At 44.3% G+C, this 21,639-nt stretch carries 22 protein-coding genes, 2 tRNA genes and 1 pseudogene; 14 read left to right on the forward strand and 11 right to left on the reverse strand.

Features of this window, described 5'->3' with window-relative positions; all coding sequences use genetic code 11:
• Positions 1 to 55 precede the first annotated feature (55 nt).
• From FTV29_RS00810 to FTV29_RS00820, 3 genes are read left to right on the forward strand one after another with little or no spacing between them, the layout of a single operon-like run.
• Complete coding sequence (locus tag FTV29_RS00810; RefSeq protein WP_100356954.1) at positions 56 to 1,003, forward strand: homoserine kinase; 948 nt, start codon at positions 56 to 58, stop codon at positions 1,001 to 1,003.
• A gap of 36 nt (positions 1,004 to 1,039) precedes the next feature.
• Positions 1,040 to 1,666, forward strand: a complete 627-nt coding sequence (locus FTV29_RS00815; RefSeq protein WP_180074957.1) for a DUF1294 domain-containing protein — start codon at positions 1,040 to 1,042, stop codon at positions 1,664 to 1,666.
• 20 nt (positions 1,667 to 1,686) lie between these two features.
• A complete protein-coding gene (locus FTV29_RS00820) occupies positions 1,687 to 2,082 on the forward strand; it encodes a hypothetical protein (RefSeq protein WP_005095179.1) in 396 nt (131 codons plus the stop codon).
• 357 nt (positions 2,083 to 2,439) lie between these two features.
• Here FTV29_RS00820 and FTV29_RS00825 read toward each other — a convergent pair whose 3' ends face one another.
• The gene (locus tag FTV29_RS00825; RefSeq protein ID WP_180074958.1) at positions 2,440 to 2,799 is read right to left on the reverse strand and encodes a helix-turn-helix domain-containing protein; all 360 of its coding nucleotides are present in this window, start codon (positions 2,797 to 2,799) and stop codon (positions 2,440 to 2,442) included.
• Between the two features lie 96 nt (positions 2,800 to 2,895).
• On the opposite strand from FTV29_RS00825, the gene FTV29_RS00830 reads away from it, so the two are divergent.
• Together FTV29_RS00830 and FTV29_RS00835 are read left to right on the forward strand one after the other, a co-directional pair.
• Positions 2,896 to 4,227 carry an APC family permease gene (locus FTV29_RS00830; RefSeq protein WP_180050200.1) on the forward strand — a complete coding sequence of 444 codons (1,332 nt, stop codon included), beginning with the start codon at positions 2,896 to 2,898 and terminating at the stop codon, positions 4,225 to 4,227.
• A 40-nt stretch (positions 4,228 to 4,267) separates the two neighbouring features.
• Positions 4,268 to 5,674 (forward strand): FAD-binding oxidoreductase, encoded by a 1,407-nt coding sequence (locus tag FTV29_RS00835; RefSeq protein WP_180050197.1) that lies wholly within the window; start codon positions 4,268 to 4,270, stop codon positions 5,672 to 5,674.
• Between the two features lie 77 nt (positions 5,675 to 5,751).
• Here the strand turns inward: FTV29_RS00835 and FTV29_RS00840 are convergent, their stop codons facing one another.
• The 6 genes from FTV29_RS00840 to hisB form a co-directional block, all read right to left on the reverse strand.
• Positions 5,752 to 6,663, reverse strand: coding sequence for a DMT family transporter (locus FTV29_RS00840; RefSeq protein WP_180074959.1), 912 nt, complete (start codon positions 6,661 to 6,663; stop codon positions 5,752 to 5,754).
• Positions 6,664 to 6,728: 65 nt separating this feature from the next.
• Positions 6,729 to 7,463, reverse strand: coding sequence for a 1-(5-phosphoribosyl)-5-[(5-phosphoribosylamino)methylideneamino]imidazole-4-carboxamide isomerase (gene hisA, locus FTV29_RS00845; RefSeq protein WP_180074960.1), 735 nt, complete (start codon positions 7,461 to 7,463; stop codon positions 6,729 to 6,731).
• A 199-nt stretch (positions 7,464 to 7,662) separates the two neighbouring features.
• A complete protein-coding gene (locus tag FTV29_RS00850) occupies positions 7,663 to 8,433 on the reverse strand; it encodes a hypothetical protein (protein WP_180074961.1) in 771 nt (256 codons plus the stop codon).
• Positions 8,434 to 8,839: 406 nt separating this feature from the next.
• Positions 8,840 to 9,502, reverse strand: a complete 663-nt coding sequence (locus tag FTV29_RS00855; RefSeq protein WP_180074962.1) for a 3'-5' exonuclease — start codon at positions 9,500 to 9,502, stop codon at positions 8,840 to 8,842.
• A 359-nt stretch (positions 9,503 to 9,861) separates the two neighbouring features.
• The gene (hisH, locus tag FTV29_RS00860) at positions 9,862 to 10,479 is read right to left on the reverse strand and encodes an imidazole glycerol phosphate synthase subunit HisH (protein WP_074383909.1); all 618 of its coding nucleotides are present in this window, start codon (positions 10,477 to 10,479) and stop codon (positions 9,862 to 9,864) included.
• A complete protein-coding gene (gene hisB, locus FTV29_RS00865) occupies positions 10,479 to 11,072 on the reverse strand; it encodes an imidazoleglycerol-phosphate dehydratase HisB (RefSeq protein WP_005095198.1) in 594 nt (197 codons plus the stop codon). The genes hisH and hisB overlap by 1 nt, the downstream gene beginning before the upstream one ends.
• 96 nt (positions 11,073 to 11,168) lie before the next feature.
• Between hisB and FTV29_RS00870 the strand changes: the two genes are divergently transcribed.
• The 8 genes from FTV29_RS00870 to tehB all read left to right on the forward strand — a co-directional run bounded on the left by FTV29_RS00870 (position 11,169) and on the right by tehB (position 15,960).
• A complete protein-coding gene (locus FTV29_RS00870) occupies positions 11,169 to 11,546 on the forward strand; it encodes a GNAT family N-acetyltransferase (protein ID WP_005095200.1) in 378 nt (125 codons plus the stop codon).
• A 202-nt stretch (positions 11,547 to 11,748) separates the two neighbouring features.
• Positions 11,749 to 11,824: transfer RNA gene (locus tag FTV29_RS00875), tRNA-Phe, on the forward strand.
• Between the two features lie 136 nt (positions 11,825 to 11,960).
• Positions 11,961 to 12,036 (forward strand) — tRNA-Phe (locus FTV29_RS00880).
• Positions 12,037 to 12,321: 285 nt separating this feature from the next.
• Positions 12,322 to 12,834: a hypothetical protein gene (locus tag FTV29_RS00885; protein WP_257224394.1), complete on the forward strand. Its 513-nt coding sequence runs from the start codon at positions 12,322 to 12,324 to the stop codon at positions 12,832 to 12,834.
• A 238-nt stretch (positions 12,835 to 13,072) separates the two neighbouring features.
• Entirely contained in the window at positions 13,073 to 13,576 is a 504-nt protein-coding gene (locus FTV29_RS00890) for a hypothetical protein (protein WP_100354900.1), read from the forward strand.
• Between the two features lie 172 nt (positions 13,577 to 13,748).
• The gene (locus FTV29_RS00895) at positions 13,749 to 14,498 is read left to right on the forward strand and encodes a hypothetical protein (protein ID WP_180071867.1); all 750 of its coding nucleotides are present in this window, start codon (positions 13,749 to 13,751) and stop codon (positions 14,496 to 14,498) included.
• A 109-nt stretch (positions 14,499 to 14,607) separates the two neighbouring features.
• Positions 14,608 to 14,880 (forward strand): hypothetical protein, encoded by a 273-nt coding sequence (locus FTV29_RS00900; RefSeq protein ID WP_180071868.1) that lies wholly within the window; start codon positions 14,608 to 14,610, stop codon positions 14,878 to 14,880.
• A 213-nt stretch (positions 14,881 to 15,093) separates the two neighbouring features.
• On the forward strand, positions 15,094 to 15,960 hold the full coding sequence (gene tehB / locus FTV29_RS00905; protein WP_180071869.1) for an SAM-dependent methyltransferase TehB: 867 nt from the start codon (positions 15,094 to 15,096) through the stop codon (positions 15,958 to 15,960).
• Between the two features lie 95 nt (positions 15,961 to 16,055).
• Here the strand turns inward: tehB and FTV29_RS00910 are convergent, their stop codons facing one another.
• The 4 genes and pseudogenes from FTV29_RS00910 to fadB all read right to left on the reverse strand — a co-directional run bounded on the left by FTV29_RS00910 (position 16,056) and on the right by fadB (position 20,626).
• Positions 16,056 to 16,481 carry a hypothetical protein gene (locus FTV29_RS00910; RefSeq protein ID WP_180071870.1) on the reverse strand — a complete coding sequence of 142 codons (426 nt, stop codon included), beginning with the start codon at positions 16,479 to 16,481 and terminating at the stop codon, positions 16,056 to 16,058.
• A 150-nt stretch (positions 16,482 to 16,631) separates the two neighbouring features.
• Positions 16,632 to 17,231: pseudogene (locus FTV29_RS00915) on the reverse strand (ImmA/IrrE family metallo-endopeptidase); the annotation flags it as partial.
• A gap of 59 nt (positions 17,232 to 17,290) precedes the next feature.
• The gene (gene fadA / locus FTV29_RS00920) at positions 17,291 to 18,463 is read right to left on the reverse strand and encodes an acetyl-CoA C-acyltransferase FadA (RefSeq protein ID WP_005095215.1); all 1,173 of its coding nucleotides are present in this window, start codon (positions 18,461 to 18,463) and stop codon (positions 17,291 to 17,293) included.
• A gap of 12 nt (positions 18,464 to 18,475) precedes the next feature.
• Positions 18,476 to 20,626: a fatty acid oxidation complex subunit alpha FadB gene (fadB, locus tag FTV29_RS00925; protein ID WP_180071872.1), complete on the reverse strand. Its 2,151-nt coding sequence runs from the start codon at positions 20,624 to 20,626 to the stop codon at positions 18,476 to 18,478.
• Positions 20,627 to 21,209: 583 nt separating this feature from the next.
• On the opposite strand from fadB, the gene FTV29_RS00930 reads away from it, so the two are divergent.
• The gene (locus tag FTV29_RS00930; RefSeq protein WP_035337533.1) at positions 21,210 to 21,638 is read left to right on the forward strand and encodes a PH domain-containing protein; all 429 of its coding nucleotides are present in this window, start codon (positions 21,210 to 21,212) and stop codon (positions 21,636 to 21,638) included.
• Position 21,639 lies beyond the last annotated feature (1 nt).

Here is a 21,639-nt window from a genome sequence, read left to right on the forward strand (position 1 = left end):
GGCAGATGGAAACGGTATTCTAGCAAAATTATGTAAGTTTTTTCGCAGGTTTTCTATGTCGGTTTATACCACTTTGACTTTAAAGGAAGTTCAGGATTTTGCAGCGCCCTACGGTTTAAAGGCGGTTGATCTGATTCCGATTCAAGGCGGTATTCAAAATACCAACTATTTTTTGGTCTGCGAAGACGCACACTATGTGCTGACCGTGTTTGAGGATATGGATGAACAGGCGGCAGGGGAACTTGTGCCTGTATTACAACATTTGGGCAAAGCAGGCTTGGCCGTTCCGGTGCCTTTATCGCATTCAGGCAAGGCTATTCATAGTATTAAAGATAAACCGGCACAGATTGCACCGCGCCTGTTGGGTAAGCATCCCATGCCATCGACCGTGGCACAAGTTGAAGCAATTGCAGTGGCGCAGGCAAAAATGCATGTGGCATTGCAGGACTTCAAATTAGAACGTAATTTCGTGCGTGATCATGCGTATTGGCTGACCGTGTCCCAAGAAATCAAACCAAGTTTAAGTCCGGCCGATAAAGTATTGCTCGGCAAGCTTTTAGGCCTGTATGACGCTTTAACAGCAGTCTATCCAGATCGTCCACGTGGCTTTATTCATTCCGATCTGTTCCGGGACAATACCTTATTTGAGGGTGATCAACTCAACGGTATTCTGGATTTTTATGAACTAAACAAAGATGAATTTTTATTTGATATCGCGATTACTTTAAATGACTTTTGCACCAACTATCCGGATGTCACTTTAAACGAAGAAAAAGCCATTGTCTTTTTAAATGCCTATGAAAGCGTCCGCCCCTTAACAGCAGATGAAAAATCATGTTTAGAGTTGTACTTGGCCATGGCCGCAGGTCGCTTCTGGATGATGCGGTTACAGGTGGCACAGCGTAACGCGGCCTTGGGTCGTACTGGCGAAGATATTTTGCAAAAAAATCCAGTCGAGATGCGTAATATGTTGATTGAGCGATTAAAATTCGTTACAGCTTAAATATTTAAAATTTATAAAGACAAAAGGACAGGGGATATGCGCGATCAGGGGCGTTTAGTAGAGTGGTTTGATGACAAGGGTTATGGCTTTATTCAGCCCAATGATTCGGCCAAAGATCGCGTATTTCTGCATATCAAGGACTTTGCCAAGCAAGGTCCGCGTCCGATTGTCGGCTGTGCCTTAGATTACACGGTCATTTTAGATGAGCGCGGACGATACAAAGCACAGCAGGTCATGTATCTGAAAGCATCGCAAACCAAAACGTCTCAGGCCAAGCTCAAACCCTCCAAGCAACAGCAGTCACAGAAATTACAACCGATGCAGATTGCCTGTGTGGTTTATATTCTGTTGCTGACCGCATTGACTTTGGGCGGTCTGCTCAGCGGACTGGTCTTGTTGCTGATCAGTTTGATGAATGCATTGAGTTACTGGTTGTATGCGCAGGACAAGGAAGCGGCGCAATCGGGTAAGCAACGTATTCCGGAAAATACCCTGCATCTGGTGGCTTTTTTAGGTGGTTGGCCAGCAGCCTGGTTAGCCCAGCAAAAACTGCGACATAAAACACAAAAACAACCGTTCCGACAGATATATTTTTGTACTATAGCCTTTAACATCATTTTGATTATATGGCTAATTTCCCCATTTAACAGTTTAAATATTTAGGGGAAAGATCAGGAGGGGACGTGAACTATTCTATTGATAAAGACCCAAATCGCACACTGACTTTTGCACTGTACATTCTATATATTGTGGCCATTTTTAGTGCTGGCCTTTTGGCTGTCGTGGCGTTGATCATTAACTATGTCAAACGTCGCGATGTGCGTGGTTCAATTTTTGAAAGCCACTTCACCTGGCAGATCCGCAGTTTCTGGTGGTATCTGGTCTGGAATATCATTGCCTTTATTCCATTTTTGTTTCTGTTCTTTACTGGCGAAGATCCGAACCTGTTTGCAGGCGTGGCATTTGGTGCATCCGCTTTCTGTTTGTTGGTGGTCTTTCTGGCCTGGATCTGGATTGTGTATCGGGCGATTCGTGGCATCATGCGCTTGAATGACAATCGACCGATGTATAAATCCTAAATTTTATTGTAGAAAAAGCAGCCAAAGTGCTGCTTTTTTTATGCCTCATGTAATAGAACGGATTCCGGCTGTCCGCATAGGCTGAAAAAAATTACCAACTCGCACCACTTTTATTCAAGCTTGCTCTATTTTAGTGAGCAATTCTTATCATCATTGAACATAATGACGAACATTGCTAAATATTTTTAATTTTATAAATTTACATTTTTAATATTTAGACTTTACTTTTTTGTTTCATAAATTTACTTTTTTAATAAATATAGTTTACGTTTTTAATAAAGAAAACTTACATTAATGTACATTTATTTTTTTAAATTTAACAGGTCGAATTATTTTATTGTCGGGCTCATTTTTAATTTAAGAATAAAAGCGACCACGACGGCGACGCATGCGTAAAACATGAATAGCACGCACCAGAACCGCATAAGAAACTGCATAACCAAAGCGCTGTTCAAATATTGGAACCAAATCACTAATATTTTGAAATTTTAAAGATCTTACAAACACTTGAAATTCATTCCAATCTTTAATATGGCCCGGTGCGCCGCGATTTTTTACAGGTTTATGGACCAAGTCGCCAGTTTCTTCTTCAAGGCGGATCCATGCATCCAGAGTCACCCGAGAGATGCCAAATTCTTTACAGACAGCCACCTTGTAATCGGTCTTTTTATACATCTGAATGGCTGCAATTCGAGTTTCTAAATTGTACTTTGGCATTTTCTATCCTCACTCAATTTATTTATATTTTTATTATATGGCATAGTCATTGCAATTGAACAAATAACGAAAATAAATAATGTTCAGGTGACATCAATGGAAAAAGCACAAGTTGCTTTCAAAAAAATGTCTTTGTGGCAGGTCGTGATCATTGGTGTGGCATATATGACCCCGATGGTTGTTTTTGATACCTTTGGGATTGTTTCCGGCATCACTGAGGGACGTGTTCCACTCGCGTATATCCTTGCCTTAGGTGCCATGCTGTTAACGGCATTCAGCTATGCGCGATTTAGTCGCCAGACAGAAAAACCGGGCTCGGCTTATACTTATACGGCGGAATCTTGCGGGCCGAAAGCCGGTTTCTTTGTTGGCTGGTGTGCCTTAATGGATTATATATTGCTGCCGCTCGTGAATGCTTTACTGGCCGGGATCTATTTGGAAGCCCTGATTCCAGGCGTGCCATATTGGGTGTGGGTCTGTATCTTTACCGGTTTGGTGACCCTGATTAACTGTTTCCGCATTAATATCTTGGCGAACTTAAGCCTGATTTTTGTGGTGGCTCCCTTGATTTTAATGCTGCTGTTTATCTATCTGGTGATCAAGGGTATTGGTACGGAGCAAGGTTATCATCACGTCCTGACCATGACGCCATTATTGAACGGCGATAGCAGTATATTGCCGTTAATTGCCGGGGCATCAATTTTATGTTTCTCGTTTCTGGGCTTTGATGCCGTGACGACGATGTCACACGAAACTAGAGACCCGAAAAAAAATATTCCACGTGCTGTAATGCTGACCACGTTGACAGGCGGGGTGATTTTCTTCTCGGCATCGTGGTTTATCCAGTTGTATTTCCCCAGCAATGTCCGCTTTAACAACCCCGATGAAGCATTGCCTGAAATTGTGATGTATGTCGGTGGGGCACTGTTTCAGGCGGTGTTCCTCTGCGCGCAAATCATGAATACCTTTGCTTCAGGTTTGGCGACTCATGCCAGTGCCTCGCGTTTAATCCATATCATGGGACGTGACGGAATTTTCCATAAACGCACATTCGGTCAAGTGCATAACAAGTTGGGTACACCACTTTATGCCGTGCTGTTCATTGGCTTAACTTCACTCCTCGCCATCAGCCTTGATCTTGCGACAGTGGTGAGTATGGTGAGTTTCGGTGCCCTGATTGCCTTTACTGCAGTGAATTTCTCGGTATTTGTAAAATTTTTTGTTCAGGACAAACAGCGTCAAGGCTTAAAAAATGTCTTCCTTAACTTGGTTTTGCCCCTGCTTTCGGTGGGCGTGATGTTGGGTTTATGGATCAACCTGGAAATGTCAGCTTTGATCTGTGGCTGTATTTGGCTCGCAGTAGGCGTGCTGCTCTATATGTATAAGCGTCTGCGTAAACAGAATATTGTGATTAGTAGTGCTTACTAAGATCGAATCAATTGTATTGAAGTAATAGTGAGAAGATGAAATGAATAAACCAAAATTTATTGAAGATGTCGAGTTTAAAGCCAGTATTAATACACAGAGTGGCAAAGAGTGGAACTGGATTAATCCCAAACATGGCAATTTTGAACATCCTGCCAATTACTATGAAAGCTCACTCGAAACTGGGCATGCGTTTCCAGGTTTAAATGCCGATCTTGAATGTGATGTGGTGGTGATTGGTGGTGGGCTACTTGGAGCATCGACAGCACTCCATCTGTCTGAACATGGCATAGATACCATTTTGGTAGAAAAAAATCGCATTGGTGGCGCTGCTTCAGGACGTAATGGTGGACAGCTCACACCGGGGCTAGCGCGTTGGGAAGCGTCAGAAATGATTGAGCATTTCAGCTATGCAGATGCAAAAAAACTCTGGCACTTTAGCTCTACTGAAGCGATGTCTTTAATCGATGACATTGCAGAAAAATACCAACTTGAGCTACAGCGTAAACGTGGACATATTACCGCAGCAGTGCATGAAGGGCACTTGGTTGGTTTAACTCAAGGGGCAGATGCACGTAAATTTTTAGGTGAAGACCACACCAAAATTGTCGGTGAGCATGAGCTGAAACAGCATATTGCTTCAGAGAATTATTGTGGTGGTCTAATTGACTCGCTGGGGGGACATATCCATCCACTCGCACTGAACCGTGGACTGGTTTATGGCTTCTGCCAAAACGGTGGACAGGTGTTTGAGCAAACTGAAGTGGTGTCAGTAGAAGAGCGTGAAGATGGGATTTATGTCACGACCATAAGTGGCGTAATAAAAGCGCGTAAGAGTGTGGTCATGGGCGTACATCATGCTTCGTTTAAACTGCTGCAAAAGAACAATCGAACCACAATTCCATTTTATACTTATGTATGTACCACAGCCCCTTTAGAAGTAAATTTAAAAGAGCTATTGCCAACCGATGCGCCTGTCTACGACACCCAGTTCCAGATTGATTATTACCGGGGTGTGTCTCAAAACCGAATTTTATTTGGTGGTGAAGGGACAGGTTCGTGTTGGAGTCCTGAAAAAACCCATCAGTATTTGTTAGGTCGAATTCAGCATGTATTCCCACAATTAAAACAGGTTGAGCTGGATTTTGTCTGGAGTGGAACCACGGATCTGACCATGAATGGTGCAGCCGACAGCCGTAAATTTGGCAATAAATTCCCGATTTATGCCGTGCAAGGCTGGAGTGGGCATGGTGTGGCGCAAACGGTGCGTATCGGTAAAGCGATTGCAGATGATTTCTGTGGCAAGGCAGATGATTTCAATATGCTGACCACTATTCAGCATCAGGATATGTTGTTTGGTCGCACACTTGCCCCTGTGGTGATTCCAATTGCCAAAACTGCCTATGGACTGGGAGTACTGGTGAATCCGGGCAAGATGGTGTCTTTCTAAAATTAAATACAAATATAAAAAATTCTCCTTTCTTAAAAGGGGAATTTAGGGGGATTAAAAATAGGAAATTAAGTGATTTATTCTTTTATTTTCCGCTTTAAAAACTTCGGTTTCCATTCACTGGCAATTACGCCCAGTACCACCATTAATCCGCCCAACAGTGCCAGTGCAGGTAGGCGTTCTCCTGCAAGTCGGTCAAAAAGTGCTGCCCATACCGGTTCACCGGCATAGATAATCGCTGCCTGTGATGCATCTACCCTACGTTGTGCCCAGTTCATGACCAGTTGAATCATCGCACTGGCAATGCCTAAACCGACTAAAATGCCTGCCAGATGCCAGTGAAATTCAGGTAGCTGAGATTCACCTAAAACAGGTGCAATCATAAAGCAGAACAAGGACGCAAAAATCAGTTGCAGCACTGTGACCCGGCGTACATTCACCTGCTCAGCAAAATAACTGATCAAAATAATCTCCAGGGCAATGGCAATGGAGCCAAGTAAAGTCAAAGTTTGTCCAAAACTGAGCTGAATTGCTGCAAAGCCATTACCAGTCAAAAACACTAACCCGATAAAGGCAAACAATGCCCCGATCCAGGTCATCACCTGTGGTTTTTGACCAAACAGCAGCCAGAGCAGGATTGGTACCAGTGGAACATACAAGGCGGTTAAAAAAGCAGACTCGCTGCTGCTAATCGTTTGCAATCCCACGGTTTGGGTGCCGTAACCGATGGCGATCATGATCCCAATCACCGCGCCGGCAATAATTTCCTTGAGGGTCATGCCTTTTAAAGATTTTAATGAGATCAGGGTCACGGCAATGGCGGCTGCAGCAAAACGCAGCCCAACAAACATAATCGGACTGCTAAAATTCAGCCCGTATTGTACAGTAATAAAACTGCCGCCCCAGATCAGGGTAATCAGAATTAAAGCAAGCTGCGGAAGTTTGGCTGCCAGAGCGGGAGAGCGAAAGCTGGAAATGAGGGTCGGCATGTCAGGAGATCGGAAAATAACAAATAAAAAAAGAGGTCCGAAGACCTCTTGTGCAGCAGGCTTAATTATAGCGTTTGTTGTTCATCTAACAATAACTGCGCTTCACGCAGGCTTAATGTACCTTCGTAAATGGCACGACCAGTAATAGCACCTAGAATGCCCGGCTGATCTTTCAGGTTACGGACGTCATCCATATTGGTTACGCCGCCTGAAGCAATCACAGGTAAACCTGAATATTGTGCCAGATTTACGGTTTGCTCAATATTCACACCCTGCATCATGCCATCACGGGCAATATCAGTATAGACAATGCTGGATACGCCCGCATCGGCAAAACGCTTGGCCAGATCTGTCGCTTTGACATCCGTCACATTGGCCCAGCCATCGGTTGCCACCATGCCATTCATGGCATCAATGCCGACAATGATATGACCCGCGAATTTTTTGCATGCTTCTTCCACAAATTCAGGATCCTGAACTGCTTTGGTACCAATAATCACAAAAGATACGCCTGCTTGCAGATAATGCTCGATGGTTTCCATCGAACGGATACCGCCGCCAATCTGGATCGGTAAATCTGGCTGCGCTCTGGCAATGGCTTCAACCACTGGCTTATGGATAGGCGTACCTGCGAAAGCACCGTTTAAATCCACTAAATGCAAGCGGCGAGCGCCTTCATTTACCCAATGCTGTGCTGTTGCGACCGGATCGTCAGAAAATACGGTATCGTCTTCCATACGACCTTGTTTTAAACGGACACATTTGCCATCTTTCAGGTCAATTGCAGGGATGATCAGCATGCTTTCGCTCCTTGCTTAATCTTTAGAATGAATTTGAGTGAGTTCATCTTAGCAAATAAAGTCGAAATTTCTAACTCTTAAACAGTATCAATAAAGAAAACCTGTCCGAAGACAGGTCGCAGTCAGGTAATTTATTTTTATCCTTTTAATGATTCAGCGACTGCGCATACGATCTGCTTTATTTTCACTGTCAGACTGATTAGACATAGCTATAAGTTTGAGACAGATGGTCTAGTGAATTGACTTGGCCCAGCTGCGCTCCCAACTTATAAAGTCCCTGATTGACTGTACTGACAGTTTCACCCACTAAACCGACCACCGTACCTGCAACTGGCAGGCTGGTCGCGACGTCCGTGACCGGAACCAGGTCATTGAGCAGGGCATCCAGTGTGCCCGATACATCCTGAATTACGCCGCCGACACTGGCGACCGGATTTTCTAGGGTATTGTTAATCAGCTCAAGTGGATTGATTGCTGCCACATATTGTCCGGTTTCATCGACCAGACCACTTAGATTGCTGCCAGTCTGCCCAATCGCGGTCACCACATCACCCAGGATCGGTAAGTTAGCCAATGGAGCAGTCAATGGAGCCGTAGCGGCAAGCATACTGTCCAGAATGTCAGATACACCCCCTAGACCCTGACCCAGCAGATCAGTCGTACCATTCAAGGCAGTATTAACACCGCCTGCTAAGTCTCCTGCAATCCACTGGTCCGAGATGGCATGTACACCTGCGCTGACGCCACTGACCAGACCAGTGCTGACATTCAGGACGGTCGATAGCAGATCTCCGACAACGGGCAGTGCACCGAGCTGAGCGCTAAGAGGCGCAGTCAGATCCGATACGGTTGATACCACTTCATCTACCACGGTGATCACCGTTTTAGTCAGCACACCCAGTGCTGTCGTAATCCCTTGCAGTGCCAGACTCAGCACGCCACTGATTTTTTCATTCAATAAACTGAACATGTGTATTAACCCTCTAGAACATGCACATCCTGATCGGATGATGAATAAGATGGCTCATGTTTTAGCAAATTTTTTAATAAAAAACAGAACGGAGAAACTGCAAATAGATCATGAAAAATAAAGAAATTATAAAAAGTTGAATATATTCAAATTGCTAAGTTTGAAAATGGTTATTGTTTTAAAATGTAAATAAAATCAGTAAATTAATTTGAATTTTATGGTGCTTTTTGAGATTTTATGCCTCAAGATTGGGCATGATTCTATCTGAAGTTAAGTTTCAAGTTAAAGAGACGCTGAAAGTTGCTAAATTCACTTGGGATGGGCATTTAAGCAGTCTTAATATTGCCAACTTTTGGGGCAGAATCTGATTTACACAAAGTTACATTGTTGCGGTGTGCTGAAGACATTAAAGCCTTGACGAAGGGCGTAGACGTAATTTCAGTGATGTATTCGGAATTTCTTTAGGGAGTAGATTTCGGCGCAGCAATTCTTCAAATACCAACACTGGCGCATAGGCATCTGCAGCTGCATAGTCAATCTGGGCTGCACTTAAGTTTTTACTGGCCCAATTGGAAGTGCTAATCCGTTTCGATTTAGGGAAATTTAGTCCAAATAACAGGGCGATGGCATTTTTCAGTCCGACCGGATTTTTTAGACCAAAATGACCGAAGCATTTCGACAGCTCAATCACGCTATTCAGTTCTATGCCTCGTTTACGAAACAGATGCGCATCATTTTTCAGGCCAAAACCAACCTTGATCTGATCACGATTGGCAAAAATTGGTGCAAGAAAAGCCCAGATGGCCGGGTTCATTTGAAATAAATAGGCTTTGTCTAGAGTGGCCAGCTGAATTAGATGTGGCCCGGTAGAGATTTCATCGACTTTAAAGGTCGGTTTGGATTCAGAATCAAAGCCAAATAGTGCACAGCTTTTCAGCTCCTGTTCAACAGCCAGACATTGTTCTAGACTATGAATAAGTTGAATCTGCTGCATGGGAAGATTTTGAAATACAGGAAAGGCCTGAATCTGTTCTTTGCTCGGCAGTATTGTCGGCTGGAGCGCTTCCATAATTATCAATAGTTCACTGGGCTTGGGCACTCAGCTTAATTACTTTTCTACGTTTAAGCAAAAATAAAGCCTAGATTGACCAGCGGAATGAGGATCAGGAGCGACAAGGTCATCAGCATGTTCCAGCCAGATAAGACAGGCGGTCAAAACATCCATTTGGGTTTAAGGCTGATTCACGAGTGTGAGAGTATTGATACATTATTTTATTCCCATATGCTTTAATTATTGTTTAAATATAAGGGCTTGACTAAGCAGAATAATAATTCTAGTGACTAAAAAATAGTCATGATTCTGGTGGTAGATTAATCTGAACGAATAAAAAAGCCCGCAATCTGCGAGCTTTTTAAGTGAAAGGAAAATCAGATTTTCCAGTCCACAAAGTTTTTCAGTAATTGCAAACCTGCGGTATGGCTCTTTTCCGGATGGAACTGGGTCGCGAACAGGTTTTCTTGATGAATCGCGGTACAGAACTCGATGCCATAGGTACAGCTGGCAGCCACCAGCTCTGAATCTTGTGGCTCGACATAGTAGCTATGTACAAAGTAGAACCGCGCATCCTGTTCAATATTGTTCCACATCGGATGGTCTGGATTGGCCTGATGTACCTGATTCCAGCCCATATGTGGCACTTTTAGACCGGCCATTTCCGGGAAATGCTTGACCGCACCTTTGAAAATACCCAGCGCATTTGTGCCACCATTCTCTTCAGAATGCTGCATCAAGGCCTGCATACCGACACAGATTGCCAGTACCGGTTTGTTAAACACGGCATTGCGTACCACTTCATCGATACCTGCTTCATGCATACCTTGCATACAGTCACGCATGGCGCCTACACCCGGAAAGACAATTTTGTCTGCTTGCGCAATCAGTTTGGGATCATTGGTCACATCAACCGTGGCACCGACATGTTCGAGTGCTTTTGCTGCAGAGTGCAAATTTCCCATGCCATAATCAAGAAGGGCAATACGGGTCATTACAGCGTTCCTTTGGTTGAAGCGACCGTGTTCGCAGCACGCGGATCCACTTCACAGGCCATACGCAGCGCACGCGCAAAAGCTTTAAATACGCTTTCGATCTGGTGATGGCTGTTTTTGCCTTTCAGGTTATCGATATGCACGGTCATCAATGAATGGTTCACAAAGCCCTGGAAGAATTCAGAGAATAAATCCACATCAAAACGGCCGATCATGGCACGGGTAAATGGAATATCCATAAACAGGCCTGGACGACCAGACAGATCCACCACAACACGGCTTAAAGATTCATCGAGTGGTGCATAAAAGTGACCGTAGCGTTTCAGGCCTTTTTTATCGCCCAGCGCTTGTGCAAAAGCCTGACCCAAGGTAATACCACAGTCTTCTACGGTATGATGGTCATCAATTTCCAGATCACCTTCACAATGAATATCAATATCAAACAAACCATGACGCTTGATTTGATCAATCATATGGTCTAAAAATGGAATACCCGTGTTTAAGGTGCCTTGACCAGTACCGTCGAGATTCAAACGAACTCGAATTTTGGTTTCGTTGGTATTTCTTACCACTTCACTGATACGATCTGTCATAGACACGTTCCTCAAATACGTCAAAATGATTGATGTAGAAAATATTTTCGCCGTGACGACGTCACCGCATATTAGATTGCTCAGGAGGGTTTATCAATGCCTATTACCGTACATGCTTATACTTCTTTAGAAAATGATGAAGTGCGCAGCCAGCTTGAGCGACTGTATGACACTAGCCCTGAATTTAGTGATGGGGCAGATGCCATGGAACAACTAGAGCAAAACCTTACACAGTATACCTCAGTTTATAGTGCAGAATTTAATACCAAGATTATCGGGGCAATCTGGTGCACCGGACAGGGAGAAAGCCGGATTCTGGAAAATATCGTGGTGCATCCGGCCAACCGCGGGCGTGGCGTTGCAGAAAGGCTGGTCAGTGAAGTCTGCCGCATGGAAGAAGAAAAAGGGGTGAAGAATTTTGTGCCGGGGTGTGGTGCCATCCATCGTTGTCTGGCCAATCTGGAAAAAATCTAAAAATAGATCAAGCAGTCGCAGCCTTCGGGCTGCTTTTTTTGTAACTAAGACCGCAGATTTGTTTTATTAGTGAAGTCTTTGGTAAAAACTGTTTAATTTATGACTCAAATTGATGCGATTTGATGGAAAAGTAAACATTTGATGAAAATTATTCTCTGCGCTCTTGACGATTTAAAGCTGAAACTGTTTAATACGCGACATCGGCGTGATAGCTCAGTAGGTAGAGCAACGGATTGAAAATCCGTGTGTCCCCAGTTCGATCCTGGGTCTCGCCACCATATTTTAAAACATTTTAAAGTTTTCAATCCCTGATCCCATCAGGGATTTTTTTTAGACCAAAATTCAGTCATTCAATTATTTTTTTTATAATTTTGATTGACTAATGCAGCCAGATACGGCTTAATACACCGCATCGGCGTGATAGCTCAGTAGGTAGAGCAACGGATTGAAAATCCGTGTGTCCCCAGTTCGATCCTGGGTCTCGCCACCATATTCGAAAAAACCTCAAACATTGTTTGAGGTTTTTTTTCGCCTGTCATTTTGTCTTTCAGCTGAAAACAGTGGTTTTGCCTCACTATTCGGCTTTCAGACGATGAGTCCATGCTTTGCTGACTTTCAGGATAATTCACATGAGTTGCCATTCATCTGAGCAAGCATGAGTTATCCAATTAATCAATGTAATCTAGTAGATAAGAATATTGAAAATAGACTGGATCATCGTCAGTTGCAGTATTTGGGCCATCAATAATAGGGGAAAGGCAAACCAATGAATATCATGAAAATGTCTATATTCGGACTCATGCTCGGTGTTTACAGCATCGGAGCACAAGCCGAGGACAAGCAAGCGGTCGTGACGCTACCGACCCTGACCGTGATGGCCGAACCTGAAATGAGTAATGAAACCGGCTATGTGCCTTTTGTACAGGAAGAAAAGAATCTGCGCGCCTTACAGCATCAGGTGATTCGTGGTACCCGGGATGCAGAGAATTTCATGGTCAATCCTGATGTGGTGGCAAACCTCGAGATCCAGCCCATAGAAGCCCCTGATCTAGATTCACTGTCACCGGCACTACAGCAGTATGTGCTGACCATTGCCAAGGGACTGCAATCCAGTGATCCAACCCAAGGGTTATATACCATTCTGGAAAATTTTGGCATTGATCGAAGTAACAGCCTACAGCCAGATCGCAATATGAAGATCCAGATCAATCTGGACAAGGTGAATATCGACCTGCTTGAAAATCACCTTAATGTACCTGCTGTCATACAATTACCGAAACAGCCCTGAAATACTGTCCAATGCTACCTATCCATCCCCGCCAGTCGGGGATTTTTTATTGCTAAAATTTACGGTAAAAGGAGCATGAATTTCTAATCGCCCGCTTAAAACCAGCATCGAAAGATACGCCAGTAATCATGCTGAAATGACCGTGTATCAATACTCACAGTAATACTGATCATGTTTACACAAGTTTAAGGAACAATAGGGTCTCTCCCCCTGAAATGATGATGCGGAGGTTTTCCTTATGCGTCCCCTTAGCACAACTTTCCTGATGTTACTGAGCCTGTTTACTGCACTGCGCATGGTCGATGCACATGCCGCACCAGATTCAGTCACTTTACCGACACTGACCGTGATGGCAGATCGTGAATTGCGTGAAGAAACAGAGTTCATGCTTCCCCTGCAACAACAATCCAGCCAGAAAAAGGCGTTAAAGATGCGGATGATGAAGATTGAACGCGAATTGCAGGACTACACGGTCAATACTGATTTCGCGGGTGATCTCGACATTCTACCTAGCAGCAATCCGGCACGACTGGATAGCCTGCCACCGGGGCTGCAACAGTATGTGCAGGCGATTGCGGATGGTTTGCGCTCTGCTGACCCACGTGATGGTATTTATCTGATGCTGGTGCCATTTGGCATTAACCGTAATGCAACTTCAGTTCAGACTGCCCGAGAACAGTTCAACCTGAATAATATTGACCGGGCGCTGCTGAATGAATGGTGTTCGGCAAACGCTTGCTAGATAAAGTCAAACGATACAGCGTGAGTTTAAAACAGGATTTCGATCTGATTTCCTTTTGGAACAGTCCGTGCCTTTGCAGAGGTTTTGTATAGAAGAATTGATTTATGCTTAAAAAATAAGCATATTGATAAAAAGGAAATCTATACATAACTTGCAGCAGGGGAGCATGTGCATGCCGCGTGTTTTTATGATTTTAGCCGCTGTGACACTGGCAATTTTTATCGGACTGTTTTATCAAAACTCTGCCCAGAAAAAACATCAGGCTGATTTGCTCGAATATGAAACTGTGCTTGAAGAAAAGACCGAGAGCATTGCGCAGCAAGCGCAGGACTGGTCTAAGCCGATTGAGCTTGAGCTTGAAGATGACCGGTTGGATGGAGACTATGCCATCATGGCTGAATTCATGCTGGGTCAATTGCGTGACAGTGCCGAGGAGCGGAATCAGTACCTGCGTGATTTAAAAGCGGCCAACTGGCAGAATTTTCTGGATATCGACCGCCTGGCCAAGGATCAGGCACAAGACTATAAAGAAACTGAAGCCATGCTCAAGCAGGTTCATCATATCGTCAACAGCTATGAGCAGAAAATTCAGCAGCGAGATGCCGAACTGATCAATAAGGCACAGCAACTGGATATTAAAAACCGTTATCGCCAGCAACTGAGCCAGACCCTGAAAGATAGTCAACAAAATAGTAATGCGCATGTCATTTTTGAAATTGAAAAACAGACTTTGGCCAAGGCCGATGCCTTGTTTGCCGTATTGAAAAAGCATAAATGGCAAAAGAAAAATAAAACCTTCATGTTCTATGAAGATCAAGCAGTGCAAGAATTTAATGCACTGTATAAAGAAATATTAAATCTGAATAAGCAGATGGAACACATTGCGAGTGCCAACCAGAAAGCGGTGGAAAACAAGTTATAACTTGGCAGAGATAACCGGATTGCCATAGGACTGTCATCTGCTGTTCAAACTCGCTTGCTAAGTTGGAGGGGTCGCACAGATCACGACATAACATTCAGGCAGGTGAGTCATGCAAACAATTCAGGTTTTTGCTGATATTCAGCAGATGTACGGTGAGTTTGTCGCAAATAAAACATGTCCAAAATTACAAAGTCTGAATAATGAGGGCAGGAGCCGATTTTTCTTGAATCAATATTTCAAGCTGATAGAAGACTGGCACTATACCGAACAGATTGTCATCCAGTTTAATCAGCAGTATTTCAGTCTGGATCTGGGAGGCGCGCCGGATTTTATGGATCAGGAAAATTATATGCGCTGGCTACAATCAGAACTACTGCATTAATCCAGTCACCCTATTCATTCTCTGGCTAAACTCAAGCTGTCGATCGAGGCAGCTTTTTTATTTTCCAGATTTGGTCTGCATCTTGCTGCTGTATTGGCACAGCGTAAATAAGCGCTGATTCCAATTCCGGCCTGAACCAGCTATGCTGAAATGAATAAAACCGTCGCTATAAGCATGACAGGCGGCGCATGCATGAGATGGAGGGCGATATTGATGCAAGAACTGATTTGTTATAAGCAACTTCCGGTCTGGACAGAAAAGAGTATTCCTCAGGGCTTCAAGAATCAGCACAATACCAAAGCAGGGACTTGGGCCAAACTGACGTTACTTAAAGGTGAGTTGCATTTTGCCATGCTGGAAGCATCCGGTGCGGTGCAATCTGAACATGTGTTTACACCAGCGCAGCAACCGCCATTTATTGAACCTGAGGCTTGGCACAAGATTGTTTCTGCCAGCGAGGATATCGAATGCCAGCTGCGTTTTTATTGCCGGCCTGAAGATTACTTCATCAAAAAATATCAGTTGAATCCTACCCATTCTGAAGTACTGGCTGCCATGCCCTATTTAAAGGGTGGCCGTGCGCTGGATGTCGGTTGCGGTACAGGACGTAATGCGCTGTATTTAAGTCAGAATGGTTTTAATGTCGATGCCTGGGATGTCAATGAAAACAGTTTGCAGACCTTAAGACAGATTGTGCAGACGGAGCACATTGATCACGTGCAGATCCAGCGCCGTGATCTCAACACAGATACCAGCATTACAGGCCAGTATGACTTCATTTGCTGCACCGTGGTGATGATGTTCCTCGAGGCGAAAACCATTGCACCCTTGATTGCGCAGATGCAGCAGGCCACCGTGCCGGGTGGTTATAACCTGATTGTCTGTGCGATGGATACGCCAGAGATTCCGGTACAGCCCGATTTTCCATTTAGCTTTAAGCCGGGCGAGTTACGGGCTTATTATGAGGACTGGAAGATTGTGAAATACAATGAAGATATTGGTGAGCTGCATCGGGTGGATGCGCAGGGCCAACGGATTAAACAGCATTTTGCGACCATGCTGGCGCAAAAGGTCGAATAAGTGCTTTAAGCTGCTGTTAAACTCTTGAATTAAAATGAGAGTGTTCAAAACAAAAAAAGATGTCGTAATGACATCTTTTTTATGCTCAAAAAATCTTAAGCAGCTTTTTTGAACCAAGAGAACCAGCCTTTTTTCTCAGCTTTTACGTCTGCTTGAGCAGCTTCGGCTTTCTCAGTAGTCGCTTCTTTTACTTCAGCAGCAGTTTCAACAGTTGCTTCTTTTGCTTCTGCTACTTCTGTTTTTGCAGCTTCAACTTTTTGTTCTGCGGTTGCTTGTGCAGTTTCTACTTGAGCAGTTGTTTCAGCTTTCACTGTTTCAACTTTCGCTTCAGTTACTTGTTTTGCATCTGTAGCAGTGGCTTGAGCAGCTTCAACTTTTGCTTGCACAGGCGCAACCGCTTCTGTAGCAACAGTTTGAACTGTAGTGGTTGTAGCAGCAGGTGCTACTTGAGCTTCAGTTGCCATTGCAGATGCAGAAGTTGCTACGATTGCAGTCGCAAGCATTGTTTTAAGCATGTTCATATAAACCCCTTAAGGAAGTAGGAAAAAAGAGGCTTGATCATACACAGATAAAATTTAAGCGATTCATAATTAAGATTTTAATGGTGGAAAAATAAACCAATTTTACAAAGGGATAACATTCTAGTTTAAATAAAAAAGCTCCGAAGAGCTTTAACTAATGACATAAAGCTTTGGTCGAGATTTAGATTCTTCATATTTAATTAAAGAATCAAATGTTAGTTCATTAAAGTCTTTTTCAGATATACGAATTTCATCGAGCATTTTCTGCTTACTAAATTTTGGATCTGAAGCTAATGTTAAAATTAATTTAGGAAGCATTACGCTTTCATCACGGTGAGTTTCGTTAGGCTCATTAATGTGATAACCTAAGGTATTAATTTTCATAGAGTTACTTCGATAAAACCAATCTGTTATACGTTGCAATTTATGCGATTTATAATTTATAGCCTTTAAACATGTTCGCCATACTTTCTTATAGTCGATCATATTTTCAATCGTTAAATAAGAAGGAACTGTACTTAAAAAACCTTCAGTAGGCATTAAAAATTCTGAAGCAAACTTATCTGCTTCAGTTTCTAAAATGCGATTGTCTACTTCATTGCGGACATATTTATTATGTGTGTGCATAACGGTGTGGCCTAATTCATGCGCACAATCGAATCTTACCCGTTCGGCAGATTTTGTATCATTCAAAAAAATAAACGGTGAGCCTGATTCATCATCAAAAAAAGAAAGGGCATCAATTTCTTTTTTTTGTATAAAAAAACCCCGCACTAAGCGGGGTTTATTTTTATCTGAGTATTTAAGAATTAAACACGTTCGATAATTGTCGCAATACCTTGACCCAAACCAATACACATGGTCGCAAGACCAATTTGCGTATCTTGCTGTTCCATCACGTTAAGCAAAGACGTGGTAATACGCGCACCAGAACAACCGAGTGGGTGACCCAACGCAATCGCACCACCGTTATGGTTTACGATGTCCTGTTTGTCATAAATGCCTAAGCCTTTAAGAACAGACAGACCTTGTGCAGCAAAGGCTTCGTTCAATTCAAAAGTCTGAATATCAGAAATGGCAAGGCCAGCACGTTTCAAGGCTTTTTGCGTTGCCGGAACCGGGCCATAACCCATGATCGCAGCATCACAACCTGCAACTGCCATAGAGCGGATCACGGCACGTGGCTTAAGACCTAAGGCTTGTGCACGCTCATAAGACATGAGCAACATTGCAGAAGCACCATCAGACAAGGCTGAAGAGGTTGCCGCAGTCACTGTACCGCCTTTCGGATCGAACACTGGACGTAAAGCACGGAATGATTCGATGTTGGCATCCGGACGGATCACTTCATCGATATCACATAGAACTTTATAACCATCAGCGTTGTGACCTTCAATGCCCACAATCTCGTTCTGGAACAGACCATTTTCAGTCGCAGCCCAGGCACGACGATGTGATTCCACACCAAAGGCATCCTGTTCCTCACGGCTAATGCCATTCATGCGACCCAGCATTTCCGCAGTCAAGCCCATCATGTTGGACGCTTTGGCATAATGCTTAGACGCTTCCGGGTTCAGGTCGATACCGTGCATCATGCCAACGTGACCCATGTGCTCGACACCACCAATGATGAAGATATCACCCTGATTGGTGGCAATTTGCGCAGCCGCAGTATGAATCGCCTGCATAGACGAACCACACAAACGGTTCACGGTTTGACCAGCCACAGTTTTCGGCAAGTCTGCCAGTAATGCGATATTACGGGCAATGTTCATCCCTTGTTCCAGAGTCTGGTTGACACAGCCCCAGATCACGTCTTCAACTTCATTCGGGTCGAATTCGTTACGTACCATCAGGGCACGGACAAGTTCAGCAGACAGGCTGTCCGCACGTACATTGCGGAACATACCGTTTTTGGTTTTACCCATTGCTGAACGTACGCCATCGACGATGACAACGTCACGTGGATTTAAAGTAGCCATTCACGTTGCTCCTTAACCGTAGAATTTTTTGTTGTTAGCAGCCATTTCACGCAACATTTCTGGCGCTTCATAAGCTTTACCAAGGTGCGCATACTTATTGCAAAGCGCAACATACTCAGCTACACCGGTTTGATCGATGTAACGGCATGGACCACCACGGAATGGAGGGAAACCGACACCCATGATCATTGCCATATCTGCTTCAGAAGCAGTCGCGACAATGTTGTCTTCCAGGCAACGAACCGTTTCGTTACAGAAAGCCAGCATCATACGGTCAATGATTTCCTGAGCGTCAAATTCACGTTTTTCCACAGTTGCAACAGAGGCCACAAGCTCATATGCAGTTGGATCAACCACTTTGGCTTTTTTGCCTTTACGGTCAAGTTCATACTTGTAGAAACCCACGTCGTTCTTTTGACCCAGACGTTTGTTCTCATACATGGTTTGAATCGAACCTTTGAAGTCCGGTTTCATACGATCCGGGAAGCCTTCAGCCATCACTTCTGCACCATGCACGCCAGTATCAATACCGACAACGTCCATCAGGTAAGCAGGGCCCATCGGCCAGCCGAATTTTTCCATCACTTTATCGATTTGCTGGAAATCAGCACCATCTTTAAGCAATAGGTCAAATGCACCGAAGTAAGGGAACAATACGCGGTTGACCAGGAAGCCCGGGCAGTCATTCACCACGATTGGTGTTTTACCCATTTTCTGAGCAAGTACCACAGTCGTTGCAATGGCTTCGTCAGAGGTCTTCGCGCCACGGATCACTTCAACCAAAGGCATCATATGTACCGGGTTAAAGAAGTGCATCCCCACGAAGTTCTCAGGACGTTGCAGGCTTTCAGCCAGACGCGTGATCGAAATCGTAGACGTATTTGAAGCAATGATGGTGTTCTCACGTACTGATTTTTCAGTATCAGCAAGTACAGCAGCTTTGATTTTAGGGTTTTCAGTTACCGCTTCAATCACGATATCCACTTCTTTAAACTCTTCCAGGCTTAAAGTCGGACGGATACGTGCAAGCGTTTCACCCATTTTCGCTGGTGTCATTTTTTTGCGTTCAACCTGTTTGGTCAACAATTTGTTCGCTTCAGACATACCCAATGCAAGCTGTGGATTACCAATATCTTTCATGATGATTGGTGTGCCTTTGCTCGCCGCCTGATAAGCAATACCACCACCCATGATCCCAGCGCCAAGTACCGCCGCCTGGTTCACCGGATGCGCACCTTTTTCATAGCGCTTCGAGGTTTTTTTCACGATCTGGTCGTTCAGGAACAAACCGATCAATGCACCTGCTTGTGGCGTAACTGCAGCTTTGGCAAAGCCTTCAGCTTCAACTTTTAACGCGTCATCACGATGCAAGCTTGCACCGGCCTGTAATGAATCAAGCAGTAATTTTGGCGCCGGATATTGAGCCGGATTGGCCTTGGCCAGAACCATGCCTTTCGATGAATTAAACGCCATCATCTGTTCGATCGGGCTGAGTTTAACCGGATCCAGTTTTTCCTGACGCTTGGTTCTCCAGTCTAAACGGCCATGAATCGCCTGTTTGACCAGATCAAGTGCAGCATCTTTAAGTTTTTCAGCAGCAACCACCGCATCTACAGCACCGTCTTTTAGTGCAGCAGCAGGCTTTTTCGGGTTGGCCATGGCCATCCATTCTACAGCATTGTCGATACCGATCAGACGGCTTAAACGTACTGTACCACCGAAGCCCGGGAAGATACCCAGCTTGATTTCAGGCAGGCCTACTTGCGCTTGTTCTGACATGACACGGTAGTCACATACCAGGCACATTTCGAAACCGCCACCCAGTGCCATGCCGTTAATGGCCGCCACTTTAGGAATGTCGAGGTCTTCGAAGCTGTTAAAAATTTCATGTACTGGCATTGCCCAGTCAACAATCGCTTGTTCACCCTGAGCAAAGTTGTCGCCGAATTCAGTGATATCAGCACCTACAATAAATGTAGATTTACCTGAAGTAACGATTAAACCCTGAATGTCTGCTGCGGAAACTGCGTCAATCGCAGCCTTGAAATCTTCAATCGTTGCACGGTTGAATTTGTTAACGGACTCACCTTGTAAGTCAAAGCGGAATTCTGCAATCCCGTCCTCAAGCATTTGGACGGTAATGGCATTGCCAGCGTGGATCATGCCCTGATCTCCTTTATTTTGGAGGACTTCTAAGTTGATGTTGTGAAGCAAGTGCGCATGTCCCGCGCACTTTTTGACTTCGCTAATCTTACGATAACTATATCCAAAAAGAACATAACAAGTTGTATCAAGCCGTGACGCAATGGTCATCAATTTCTGCCGGCTTGATCCGACCGGTTATAATTTTTCCTTTCAGTTTCTTATAGCCCGATGAACCAAAGATTCTGTTTCAATTCATTATTTTTCATTGATCAGCCTGACTGATATGGAGCAGGGTGGACAATATTCAAGGGCAGGCTTTACCGCTATTTGGTCAATTCAGTCAATTATCGGCCTGTGGAACAAGGGAAATCAGGGCTGAATCTCGCTCAGTACAGGGCGTGCAGGCATGTATAGATATTTTCGGATCAGCCGCAATAAAACTGCAGTTGATTGTTTTAGTCGAGGGTTTTCTGAGGATTTCAGCCCCAGCATGCCTATGTTGATGCTAGGCCTGAAATAACAGTGCTTCTGTTGGATATGACCTCTGTCATCTGGCACAGAATTGTTTATGATGATTAGGCACATAGATATGGGGATCTCGATGCAGGTATTTCGTTCCAAAAAAGACTGGTGGCTGGTCGCTTTTCTGATCTGTATGAGTGGCCTGTTACTGCAACTGCTGCTGACCATGCAGGCCAAAGGCACCCTGCAGCAATATCCACTGCACACTGCCATCTACATTCTGACCATTATTATTCTGTGGTGGCCGCTGTGGAGTACGCGCTATGTGCTGGAAAATGGGGTGTTGAGCATTAAAAGCCTGTGGTTGAGCTGGCAGATTCCGTTGAGCGCCATCCAGTCCATTCAGCCGACGGATCATTCCATTATTGCACCGGCCTTGTCCTTAAAGCGTCTGCGGATTGACTATACGGAAGACGGCGTGCAGAAATTTGTATTGGTTTCACCTAAAGATCCGACCACTTTTAGACAAGCGATTCAAGCAAATAAACCGGATATTGAGTCTGCATGAT

It is taken from the genome of Acinetobacter sp. YH12254, from assembly GCF_013417415.1.
GTDB classification, from domain to species: domain Bacteria; phylum Pseudomonadota; class Gammaproteobacteria; order Pseudomonadales; family Moraxellaceae; genus Acinetobacter; species Acinetobacter pseudolwoffii.

Excerpts from the sequence above, each read along its gene's own strand:
- FTV29_RS00850 (WP_180074961.1), bottom strand. The coding sequence starts at position 8,433 with ATGTTCAGTTTATTGAATGAAAAAATCAGTGGCGTGCTGAGTCTGGCA.
- tehB (WP_180071869.1), top strand. The coding sequence starts at position 15,094 with ATGCAAGAACTGATTTGTTATAAGCAACTTCCGGTCTGGACAGAAAAG.
- FTV29_RS00835 (WP_180050197.1), top strand. The coding sequence starts at position 4,268 with ATGAATAAACCAAAATTTATTGAAGATGTCGAGTTTAAAGCCAGTATT.
- FTV29_RS00930 (WP_035337533.1), top strand. The coding sequence starts at position 21,210 with ATGCAGGTATTTCGTTCCAAAAAAGACTGGTGGCTGGTCGCTTTTCTG.
- hisA (WP_180074960.1), bottom strand. The coding sequence starts at position 7,463 with ATGCTGATCATCCCTGCAATTGACCTGAAAGATGGCAAATGTGTCCGT.
- FTV29_RS00855 (WP_180074962.1), bottom strand. The coding sequence starts at position 9,502 with ATGGAAGCGCTCCAGCCGACAATACTGCCGAGCAAAGAACAGATTCAG.
- FTV29_RS00895 (WP_180071867.1), top strand. The coding sequence starts at position 13,749 with ATGCCGCGTGTTTTTATGATTTTAGCCGCTGTGACACTGGCAATTTTT.
- FTV29_RS00870 (WP_005095200.1), top strand. The coding sequence starts at position 11,169 with ATGCCTATTACCGTACATGCTTATACTTCTTTAGAAAATGATGAAGTG.
- hisH (WP_074383909.1), bottom strand. The coding sequence starts at position 10,479 with ATGACCCGTATTGCCCTTCTTGATTATGGCATGGGAAATTTGCACTCT.
- fadB (WP_180071872.1), bottom strand. The coding sequence starts at position 20,626 with ATGATCCACGCTGGCAATGCCATTACCGTCCAAATGCTTGAGGACGGG.
- FTV29_RS00825 (WP_180074958.1), bottom strand. The coding sequence starts at position 2,799 with ATGCCAAAGTACAATTTAGAAACTCGAATTGCAGCCATTCAGATGTAT.
- FTV29_RS00900 (WP_180071868.1), top strand. The coding sequence starts at position 14,608 with ATGCAAACAATTCAGGTTTTTGCTGATATTCAGCAGATGTACGGTGAG.
- FTV29_RS00890 (WP_100354900.1), top strand. The coding sequence starts at position 13,073 with ATGCGTCCCCTTAGCACAACTTTCCTGATGTTACTGAGCCTGTTTACT.
- FTV29_RS00830 (WP_180050200.1), top strand. The coding sequence starts at position 2,896 with ATGGAAAAAGCACAAGTTGCTTTCAAAAAAATGTCTTTGTGGCAGGTC.
- FTV29_RS00810 (WP_100356954.1), top strand. The coding sequence starts at position 56 with ATGTCGGTTTATACCACTTTGACTTTAAAGGAAGTTCAGGATTTTGCA.
- FTV29_RS00885 (WP_257224394.1), top strand. The coding sequence starts at position 12,322 with ATGAAAATGTCTATATTCGGACTCATGCTCGGTGTTTACAGCATCGGA.
- FTV29_RS00815 (WP_180074957.1), top strand. The coding sequence starts at position 1,040 with ATGCGCGATCAGGGGCGTTTAGTAGAGTGGTTTGATGACAAGGGTTAT.
- FTV29_RS00910 (WP_180071870.1), bottom strand. The coding sequence starts at position 16,481 with ATGAACATGCTTAAAACAATGCTTGCGACTGCAATCGTAGCAACTTCT.
- hisB (WP_005095198.1), bottom strand. The coding sequence starts at position 11,072 with ATGACAGATCGTATCAGTGAAGTGGTAAGAAATACCAACGAAACCAAA.
- FTV29_RS00840 (WP_180074959.1), bottom strand. The coding sequence starts at position 6,663 with ATGCCGACCCTCATTTCCAGCTTTCGCTCTCCCGCTCTGGCAGCCAAA.
- fadA (WP_005095215.1), bottom strand. The coding sequence starts at position 18,463 with ATGGCTACTTTAAATCCACGTGACGTTGTCATCGTCGATGGCGTACGT.